This window comes from Pseudomonas edaphica (assembly GCF_005863185.1).
Lineage (GTDB): Bacteria > Pseudomonadota > Gammaproteobacteria > Pseudomonadales > Pseudomonadaceae > Aquipseudomonas > Aquipseudomonas edaphica.
The window spans coordinates 1-530 of sequence record NZ_VBVZ01001144.1 but is presented as its reverse complement, the minus strand read 5'-3'; the positions used below and the strand labels follow the sequence as shown (position 1 = coordinate 530).

Here is a 530-nt window from a genome sequence, read left to right as displayed (position 1 = left end):
CGGCCAACTGCGCGCGCACGCTGTCTTGCAGCAGGCGGTTCTGCTGATAGAAGTCTTGGAACAAGGCCTCTTTGCGCTCCACCGCGTAAGCACGGATCCACGCCTGCGCAGTGGCCTGGCGCACGTTAAGGCGCTCGATGCGCCCTTCGGCGGCGGTGCGTTCTATGGTTGCATCAGCCAGCTCGACCCGGGCTTTGCGCTTGTCGCGGCTGGGCACCTGTTGCTGCAGGCCGATCATTTGTTGCGTCATGTCATCGCCATACAACGTGCCGCGATTCGGCCCGCCGATGGGAAAATTCTGCAGGCCCACCAGCAGTTTCGGGTCGGGCAATTCGCCGGCCGGAATCGCCGCGTGTGTCGCGGCTTGCAGCTTGGCGGATTCAGCCACCAGCGAAGGCGCGTTGTTCTGCGCCAGGCGCAGGGCCTCATCCAGGGTCAGCGCCGAGGCGAGCACCGGCCACACCAGCACGCCCACCACCAGGGCGCGCACATAGAGGGAATTCATCGTAAAGATTCCTGATCTGTTCCAC

Annotated in this window: 1 pseudogene; it reads right to left on the bottom strand. The window is 64.0% G+C overall.

Features of this window, described 5'->3' with window-relative positions:
* Positions 1-505 (bottom strand): annotated as a pseudogene (locus FEM54_RS33735) (TolC family protein); the annotation flags it as partial.
* Positions 506-530: the final 25 nt, after the last annotated feature.